Origin of the sequence: Streptomyces sp. SBT349, assembly GCF_001083795.1 — a bacterium.
Taxonomy (GTDB): Bacteria; Actinomycetota; Actinomycetes; order Streptomycetales; family Streptomycetaceae; genus Streptomyces.
In genome coordinates this window covers 1-8217 of sequence record NZ_LAVK01000331.1, presented here as the reverse complement: position 1 = coordinate 8217, position 8217 = coordinate 1, and the positions used below count along the sequence as shown (strand labels likewise).

The following is an 8217-nucleotide window of genomic DNA, read 5'->3' as shown; positions in this document are numbered from 1 at the left end:
CCCGCTCCTCGGCGACGGCCACGCCGCCCCCCGCGGACCCGGCCCGTTCGGCGTCGGCCTCCCCGCCCACCGCCGCGACGGCGGCGGGCGCGGGCGCGCCCGCGGTCACCGGCGCCCCGCCGGGCACCGGGTCCGCCGGGGACAGCGCGTCGCCGTCGCCCGGACCGCTCCCGGCGCGGGCGGCCCCCCGGCGCAGCGCCAGGTGGATCAGCGGACGGACGACCTCGGCGACCAGCAGGGTGAGGATGAGGTAGAGCATCGCGATCATCCAGTAGTACCCGGGCCAGGCCGTGACCCGCTGCACCCCGAACGGCACCCCGATCTCGCGGCCTCCCAGCGAGAAGAGGGACAGTAACGGCAGCACCGCCAGCACCACGGCCCCCACCCGCCGGTACCGGCTGCCGGGCTGGGTGACATCCCTCACCAGACGTTTCCACAGATACCAGTGGATCCCGCCCAGGACAGCCGTCATCACGGTCAGCGGGATGACGATCAAGACACCCATGGTGAACGTCCTCTCAGGTTCTCCTCCGACCAGTATGGACGGGAGCGGCGTTCACTCCCTGACCGGGGGCGCTCACCGGATTGGGCCGCTCCACTGGCGGGACTCCCAGGGGCCAACGGTAGGTTCGGCTTGTGTCGTTCACTCGCTCGTCCTCCCTTCGGATGCCCGTTCGCGCGCTCGTGGTGGCCATAGTCACCCCGGCGCTGCTCTCCCCGACCCTCGCCGCCGGGGCCGACCAACCGCCCGCCGCCATGTCGGCCGTCGGCGGGGAGCTGCTGGCCAGGCCCGGCACCCAGGTGCACGCCGGCGACGGCGTCCCCGAGCTGCCCGAGGACCTGACCGCCAAGTCCTGGATCGTCGCCGACGCCGAGAGCGGCGAGGTGCTCGCCTCCCACAACGCCCACTGGCCCCTGCCGCCGGCGAGCACCATCAAGATGCTGTTCGCCGACGCGCTGCTGCCGAAGTTCGACCGCGAGGAGACGTATGTCGCCGACCCGGACGACATGGCGGACCTCGGCGCGGGCAGCAGCGCGGTGGGCCTGGACGACGGCGCCAGCTACACCGTCGAGAACCTGTGGCACGGCGTCTTCCTGGCCTCGGGGAACGACGCGGTCGCCGCGCTCACCGCCATGAACGGCGGCCGGGAGCCGACCGTCGCGGAGATGAACGAGCGGGCCGAGGACCTTCAGGCGGGTGACACCCACGTGGTGAACCCGGACGGCTACGACGCCGAGGGACAGACCTCCTCCGCGTACGACCTCACCCTGATCGCCCGGCACGGCATGCAGAACGCCGACTTCCGCGAGTACGCCTCCACGCCCAGCGCCGACTTCCCCGGCGAGGGCGAGGGCGAGGACCGGGAGACCTACGAGATCCAGAACACCAACCGGCTGCTGGTCGGCGCCGCCGGCCTCGAACGGTACGAGGGCGTCGCGGGGGTGAAGAACGGCTACACCACGGGGGCGGGCTACACGTTCACCGGCGTCGCCGAGCGCGGCGGCCGGGTGCTGCTGGCCACCGTCATGGACCCCGAGGGCGACGGCATGACGGTCTACCGGGAGACCGCGGCGCTGTTCGACTGGGGGTTCTCCGCGGCCGGCACCGCCGAGCCGGTCGGCGAGCTGGTGCCGCCGCTCAGCGAGGTGCCGCAGGACGCGTCCGGCGACGCCGGGGGGCTGGACACCGACGAGACCGCGGACGGCAGCGGCAGCGGGGACGCCGGCTCGGGGGAGGTGGCGATGGAGGGCGCCGCGGGCGGAGGCGACGGCACGGCCACCGGGCTCAGGGTGCTCGGGTTCACGGCCGCGGGCCTCGCGGTGCTGGCCGCGGCGGGCTATCTGTTCCACCGCCGCCATCCGCTCCCGCAGCTTCCGCTGCCCCGTCCAGGGCGTCGGCGTCCGGACGCTCGGAAGGAGTGACCGCGGTGGCGGTCCAGGCGCAGCAGATCAGCAGCAGCTTGGCCATCAGGTTCATCCAGACGAGCAGCGCGATCGGCACCCCGAAGGCGCCGTAGACATTGCGCGTGGCGACCTCGGTCAGATAGCTGCCGAGCAGCTGCTTCAGCGCCTCGAACCCGACCGCGCCCATCACACACGCCGTCACCACGGCGTTCCGCGGCGGCCTGACGCCCGGCAGCGGGACCAGCAGGTAGATCAGCAGGAAGAACGTGACGACCATCGCCAGCAGATAGGCGACGTACCGGATCGGGAGGCCGGTGCCCACCGAGCGCGCCGCCCAGTGGACGGCGCTCATGCCCAGCGCCGAGACCCCGAGCGACACCAGCGTGACCGCGCCGAGCCCGGCCAGCACGCCCACGTCCCGCACCCGGCGCAGCAGCACGTTCTCGTCCGGCTCCGGCAGGTCCCACAGCGCGCGCAGGCAGCCGCGCAGCGTGTCCACCCAGCTCGCGCCGGTGGGCAGCACGAGGACCAGCGAGACGAGGCCGATGGTCCCGGCGTTGTCGAAGAACGCCTCCAGGTCGACCCGCTCGGAGATGCCGGGGACCTGGTCGGAGAACCAGCCCTCCAGGTCGTCCAGCTGCCCCCGGGGGAGCACGGCCGCCCCGACGGCGGCGGCCAGGCCCAGGACGGGGAAGAACGCGAGGAAGCTGGTGAACGTCATGGCCGCCGCGAGCCGCGTCCACTGCCGGTCGTCCAGGTGCCGGTACACCCGCCAGGCGCGGCTGCGCAGGAACCGGGCCACCGCGGGGCCGAGCCACGGCAGCCGGGTCAGTCTCTCCATGACGCCGCCCACGGTAAGTGCGTGTGCCCCGAACCCCGGGCCTGACACGCTCCTGAGCTGCTACGCCGCCGCTCCGCCCTACGCCGCCTCGGGGGCGGGCTGCCTCGATGTGGCGGAGGGGCGCCGCTGGCGCGGGTAGGGCGAGAAGCGGAACTCCCGGCGCAGCCGCCAGGCGCCGCCGTGCCCCTGCTCGTAGAGGGCGAACCCGCCGACGGTCCAGGCCGCCTCGTAGGCGGCGAGCTCGGTCTGCGCGGTGTCCATCGCCTCCTCGGAGATGCCGTGCGCGACCGTCACATGCGGGTGGTACGGGAATCCCAGCTCGCGGGCGAGCGGCCCGCCCTCCTCGCGGATCCGCTCCTGGAGCCAGCCGCAGGCCGAGACGCCCTCCACCACCTGCACGAAGACCACGGGCGACAGCGGTCTGAAGGTGCCGGTGCCGAAGAGCCGCATCGGGAACGGCCTGGCCGCCGCCGCGATGCCGGCGAGGTGGTCCTCGATCGCGGGGCGGTCGGCCTCGGCGACCTCGGTGGGCGGCAGCAGGGTGACATGGGTGGGGATGCCGGACGCGGCGGCATCCCCGAATCCCACGCGGCGTCGCTGGAGCCGGCTGCCGTGCGGCTCCGGCACCGCGATGGACACGCCAAGGGTGACGGTCCCCACCCATCCCACCTCCTGTCGGTGCTCTGTCAGGCTTGCGCGGCGGGCAGGAAGCCCACCTTCTCGTAGGCGTCCGCCAGCGTCGCCGCGGCGTGGGCCCTGGCCTTCTCGGCGCCCTCGGCCAGAATGCGGTCGAGCTCCGCCGGGTCGTCCAGGTACTCCTGGGTGCGGGCCCTGAAGGGCGCCACCCAGTGCGTGAAGACCTCGGCCAGCTCGGTCTTCAGCGGACCGTAGAGCTGGCCGGTGAACTTCTCCTCCAGCTCCGCGACCGAGATCCCGGTGAGCGCCGAGTAGATGGTCAGCAGGTTGCTCAGGCCCGGCTTGGTCTCGCGGTCGAAGCGGATCTCCGTGCCGGTGTCGGTGACCGCGCTGCGGAACTTCTTCGCCGACTTCGCCGGCTCGTCCATCAGCCACACGATGCCCTTGGGCGAGGACGCCGACTTGCTCATCTTGATCGCCGGGTCCTGGAGGTCGTAGATCTTGGCGGCCTCCTTCAGGATGTACGGCTCGGGCAGGGTGAACGTGGGTCCGTAGCGCGCGTTGAACCGCTCGCCGACGTCCCGGGTCAGCTCGATGTGCTGCCGCTGGTCCTCGCCGACCGGGACCCGGTGGGCGTTGTAGATCAGGATGTCGGCGGCCTGGAGCACCGGGTAGGTGAAGAGGCCGACCGTGGTGCCCTCGGTGCCCTGCTTGGCCGACTTGTCCTTGAACTGCGTCATCCTGGCGGCCTCGCCGAAGCCGGTGAGGCAGTTCATCACCCAGGCGAGCTGCGCGTGCTCGGGCACATGGCTCTGGACGAACAGCGTGCAGCGCGTCGGGTCGAGGCCCGTGCCCAGCAGCTGCGCGGCGGCCAGCCGCGTGGACGCCCTGAGCTCCTCCGGGTCCTGCGGAATGGTGATCGCGTGCAGGTCGACGACGGCGTAGAACGCGTCGTGCGTCTCCTGGAGCGCCACCCACTGCCGGACCGCACCCAGGTAGTTCCCCAGGTGGAACGAGCCCGCGGTGGGCTGGATCCCGGACAGCACGCGAAGACGTTGAGTGGCCATGGCCCCCATTGTCTCAGGTCCCCCGCGCGTGTCAGCAGCCTTTCCGGCCCCGCAGCGGAAGGCCGGTCACCGGGGGATAACCTGGCCGGGAAGCGGCCGTCACTGACTTCGGAAGGCACCACATGCCCCGCACCCCCGTCACCGTCACCGTCACCGGCGCGGCAGGCCAGATCGGCTACGCCCTGCTCTTCCGCATCGCCTCGGGCCAGCTCCTGGGACCGGACACCCCGGTCGCCCTGAAGCTGCTGGAGATCACCCCCGCCCTGTCCGCTGCCGAGGGCACCGCGATGGAGCTGGACGACTGCGCGTTCCCGCTGCTCACGGGCGTCGACATCACCGACGACCCGAACGTGGCGTTCGACGGCACCAATGTCGCGCTGCTCGTCGGCGCCCGCCCCCGCACCAAGGGCATGGAGCGCGGCGACCTGCTGGAGGCCAACGGCGGCATCTTCAAGCCGCAGGGCGCGGCCATCAACGACCACGCGGCCGACGACGTCAAGGTCCTCGTCGTGGGGAACCCGGCCAACACCAACGCGCTGATCGCCCGCGCCGCGGCGCCCGACGTGCCCGCCGAGCGGTTCACCGCCATGACGCGCCTGGACCACAACCGCGCGCTCTCGCAGCTCGCGAAGAAGACCGGCGCCCCGGTGGACCAGATCAGCCGCCTCACCATCTGGGGCAACCACTCGGCCACCCAGTACCCGGACATCTTCCACGCGGAGATCGCGGGGAAGAGCGCCACCGAGGCCATCGGCGACCAGGCGTGGCTGGCCGACACGTTCATCCCGACCGTCGCCAAGCGCGGGGGCGCCATCATCGAGGCCCGCGGCGCCTCCTCCGCCGCCTCCGCGGCCAACGCCGCCGTGGACCACGTGCACACCTGGGTCAACGGGACCCCCGACGGCGACTGGACCTCCATGGCCGTGCCGTCCGACGGCTCCTACGGCGTGCCCGAGGGGCTGATCTCGTCGTTCCCGGTCACCACCGCGGGCGGCTCGTACGCGATCGTGCGGGACCTGGACATCAACGACTTCTCGCGCACCCGCATCGACGCCTCCGTGCGGGAGCTCACCGAGGAGCGCGAAGCGGTACGCGGCCTGGGTCTCATCTGAAACACTGCGCACCATGCCCATACGTCATCCACTCCTCGCCGGGGCGTGCGCCCTGTGTCTGGCCGCGGTGAGCGCGTGCAGCCTGGCCGGCGGGGTGCTGGAGGACGAGGCCAGGGAGCCGGTGCTCATCGCCATGCCGGACTGGCCGGGCGGCCAGGCCAACGCGGCGGTCGCCGCGTATGTGCTGGAGGAGGAGCTCGGCTTCGAGGTCGAGCGGGTCGAGTCCGACCAGGAGAGCGCCTGGGACGCGCTGGGCGACGGCTCGATCCAGGCGATCCTGGAGGACTGGGGCGCCGTGCCCGACAAGGCCGAGCTCTATGTCGAGCGCAAGGAGTACGTGGTGGACGCCGGCGGGCTCGGGATCACCGGGCACGTCGGCTGGTACGTGCCGCGGGCCTTCGCCGAGGAGCATCCGCAGGCGCTCGACTGGCACCACCTGAACGAGTTCGCCGACCGGCTCGGCGGCCGGATCCTCCAGGGCGACCCGCAGTTCGCCACCCGCGACGAGGCCATCATCGAGGAGCTCGGCCTCGACCTGCGCACCGTGCCCGCGGGCAGCGAGGACGCGCTGGTCGAGGCGATACACCGGGCGGGCACGCGGGGCACGCCGCTGCTGACGTACTTCTGGGAGCCGCACTGGCTGGCCACCCAGGTCGACCTGGCCGAGGTCGAGCTGCCCGGGTACTACCCGCGGATAGAGCTGCGGAAGTACCTGAACGCGGAGTTCGCCGCGGACGGCGGCGAGGCGGCCGCGTTCCTGAGGAACTTCTCCTGGACCGAGCAGGACCAGAACGCGGTCGCCGAGCTCATCGCCCACGAGGGGCTCACTCCGTCCGCGGCGGCCGAACGCTGGGTGACCGAGCACCCGGACGCCGTGGACGCCTGGCTCGCGGGCTGAGCCCCGCCCCGCCGGGTCGGCCCCGCCGGGTCAGCCCGTCGCGTCAGCCCGCCGAGAACCGCAACAGGTCCTTGAGCACCGGGAGTTCGAGCCAGGGGTCGGGCTCGGCCATCAGCGTCAGCAGCACGATGGCGGCGCCGAGGACCCCGTAGGTCGCCACGTCGGTGAACCGGGACCGCACCGCCAGCATGCCCACGGACGGCAGCCAGCCGCGCAGCACCGCGCCGGCCAGCAGCCCGCCGCCCAGCACCAGCAGCCCGATGCGGAAGTCGGCCAGGGTGATCAGCAGCCCGACCAGAACGGTGCCGAGCACCGCCATCAGCGGCCACTGGCGTATCGGGGCCGGGGCGTCACCGCCCGCGAGGCGCTGGCCTCCCTCGGGCCTCGCGGTGCCGCGCGTCGGGTACTTGTCGCTCACCCGCCGCCGCCTGCGCCACGTCGCGCCGTTCGCTCCCATGGGACGCAAGCTCCCTTCACCCGCCGACCGGGCGCTCGGCGGCCTCGGCGGCCTCGGCGGCCTGGACCACGTTCTGGAGGAGCATGGCGCGGGTCATCGGGCCGACGCCGCCCGGGTTCGGCGAGATCCACCCCGCGACCTCGCGGACGCCGGGGTGCACGTCGCCGACGATCTTGCCGTTCTCGTCACGGCTGACGCCCACGTCGAGAACGGCCGCGCCCGGCTTGACGTCCTCGGGCTTGACCAGATGCGGAACGCCCGCCGCGGCCACCACGATGTCGGCCTGGCGCAGCAGGGCGGGCATGTCCCTGGTGCCGGTGTGGACCTGGGTGACGGTGGCGTTCTCGCTGCGGCGGGTGAGCAGCAGCGGGATCGAGCGGCCCACGGTGATGCCCCGGCCGATCACGACGACATGGGCCCCGTCGATCGCGACGCCGTGGCGGCGCAGGAGCTCGATGATGCCGTTCGGCGTGCAGGGCAGCGGCGCGGTCTCGTTCAGCACGAGCCTGCCGAGGTTGGTGGGGTGGAGGCCGTCCGCGTCCTTGGCCGGGTCGATCAGCTCCAGGACCCGGTTGGCGTCGATGCCGCGGGGCAGCGGCAGCTGGACCAGGTAACCGGTGCAGCCCGGGTCCGCGTTGAGGTCCCTGACGACCGCCTCGATCTCCTCCTGCGTCGCGGTCGCGGGCAGCTCGCGCTGGATGGAGGCGATCCCGACGGCGGCGCAGTCGCGGTGCTTGCCCGCCACGTACTTCTGGCTGCCGACGTCGTCACCGACGAGCAGCGTGCCGAGGCCGGGGCTGACGCCGCGCGCCCTGAGGGCGGCGACCCGGGCGGTGAGATCGGTTTTGATCGCGGCGGCGGTGGCCTTGCCATCGAGAATTCTCGCGCTCATGCCCCCATCCTCGCGGATGGGTGGCCCCGGCGACGAATCCGGTCCCCCGCGATGTTGCAGGTTCGCCACAGTCCCCGGTCGCAGGTGGACAGCCACGATCCCGCGGCGATCAAATGACGGGCCGGGCCGAATCGGTGGGGGGGCACGGCGTGGGCGCCCTGGGGCGCCCCGGCCGTCGCACGCGCCCTTGCTCGCGCGTTCACGCTGACGGGCACGGGCCGGGTGGCCGTTCCCCGGCGTCATGGTCGAACTTCGCATGAGGAGCCCACGGACGTGAGCAACTACCAGACCCCTCCCGGCCAGCCACCGCAGGGTGGGCAGCCCGGACCCTACCCGCAGCAGGCGGGGGCGCCGGGGCCCTACCCCGGGGCCGGGCCCCCGCCTGCTGCGGGTAGGGTCCGGGCTGCCC

At 72.9% G+C, this 8217-nt stretch carries 7 protein-coding genes and 2 pseudogenes; 3 read left to right on the top strand and 6 right to left on the bottom strand.

Annotated elements, in window-relative coordinates:
• Positions 1-505 (bottom strand): annotated as a pseudogene (locus tag ADY01_RS28965) (metallophosphoesterase); the annotation flags it as partial.
• 161 nt (positions 506-666) lie between these two features.
• Between ADY01_RS28965 and ADY01_RS28960 the strand changes: the two are divergent.
• Positions 667-1923, top strand: coding sequence for a D-alanyl-D-alanine carboxypeptidase family protein (locus tag ADY01_RS28960; RefSeq protein ID WP_049579393.1), 1257 nt, complete (start codon positions 667-669; stop codon positions 1921-1923).
• 64 nt (positions 1924-1987) lie between these two features.
• Here ADY01_RS28960 and ADY01_RS41005 read toward each other — a convergent pair.
• From ADY01_RS41005 to trpS, 3 genes and pseudogenes are all read right to left on the bottom strand, one after another.
• Positions 1988-2626 (bottom strand): annotated as a pseudogene (locus tag ADY01_RS41005) (YihY/virulence factor BrkB family protein); the annotation flags it as partial.
• Positions 2627-2824: 198 nt separating this feature from the next.
• A complete protein-coding gene (locus ADY01_RS28955) occupies positions 2825-3406 on the bottom strand; it encodes a 2'-5' RNA ligase family protein (protein ID WP_049579392.1) in 582 nt (193 codons plus the stop codon).
• Positions 3407-3432: 26 nt separating this feature from the next.
• Complete coding sequence (gene trpS / locus ADY01_RS28950) at positions 3433-4449, bottom strand: tryptophan--tRNA ligase (protein WP_049579390.1); 1017 nt, start codon at positions 4447-4449, stop codon at positions 3433-3435.
• A 122-nt stretch (positions 4450-4571) separates the two neighbouring features.
• Between trpS and ADY01_RS28945 the strand changes: the two genes are divergently transcribed.
• Both ADY01_RS28945 and ADY01_RS28940 read left to right on the top strand, forming a co-directional pair.
• Positions 4572-5561 carry a malate dehydrogenase gene (locus tag ADY01_RS28945; RefSeq protein ID WP_049579389.1) on the top strand — a complete coding sequence of 330 codons (990 nt, stop codon included), beginning with the start codon at positions 4572-4574 and terminating at the stop codon, positions 5559-5561.
• A 13-nt stretch (positions 5562-5574) separates the two neighbouring features.
• On the top strand, positions 5575-6459 hold the full coding sequence (locus ADY01_RS28940; protein WP_063784398.1) for a glycine betaine ABC transporter substrate-binding protein: 885 nt from the start codon (positions 5575-5577) through the stop codon (positions 6457-6459).
• Positions 6460-6502: 43 nt separating this feature from the next.
• Here ADY01_RS28940 and ADY01_RS28935 read toward each other — a convergent pair whose 3' ends face one another.
• Together ADY01_RS28935 and ADY01_RS28930 are read right to left on the bottom strand one after the other, a co-directional pair.
• Positions 6503-6916 carry a DUF3017 domain-containing protein gene (locus ADY01_RS28935; RefSeq protein WP_049579386.1) on the bottom strand — a complete coding sequence of 138 codons (414 nt, stop codon included), beginning with the start codon at positions 6914-6916 and terminating at the stop codon, positions 6503-6505.
• A gap of 16 nt (positions 6917-6932) precedes the next feature.
• Positions 6933-7808, bottom strand: a complete 876-nt coding sequence (locus tag ADY01_RS28930) for a bifunctional methylenetetrahydrofolate dehydrogenase/methenyltetrahydrofolate cyclohydrolase (protein WP_049579384.1) — start codon at positions 7806-7808, stop codon at positions 6933-6935.
• Positions 7809-8217 lie beyond the last annotated feature (409 nt).

What these genes read in the sequence shown, in the direction of transcription:
- ADY01_RS28960 (WP_049579393.1), top strand. Translation starts at nt 667, where the DNA reads ATGCCCGTTCGCGCGCTCGTGGTGGCCATAGTCACCCCGGCGCTGCTC.
- trpS (WP_049579390.1), bottom strand. Translation starts at nt 4,449, where the DNA reads ATGGCCACTCAACGTCTTCGCGTGCTGTCCGGGATCCAGCCCACCGCG.
- ADY01_RS28945 (WP_049579389.1), top strand. Translation starts at nt 4,572, where the DNA reads ATGCCCCGCACCCCCGTCACCGTCACCGTCACCGGCGCGGCAGGCCAG.
- ADY01_RS28940 (WP_063784398.1), top strand. Translation starts at nt 5,575, where the DNA reads ATGCCCATACGTCATCCACTCCTCGCCGGGGCGTGCGCCCTGTGTCTG.
- ADY01_RS28935 (WP_049579386.1), bottom strand. Translation starts at nt 6,916, where the DNA reads ATGGGAGCGAACGGCGCGACGTGGCGCAGGCGGCGGCGGGTGAGCGAC.
- ADY01_RS28930 (WP_049579384.1), bottom strand. Translation starts at nt 7,808, where the DNA reads ATGAGCGCGAGAATTCTCGATGGCAAGGCCACCGCCGCCGCGATCAAA.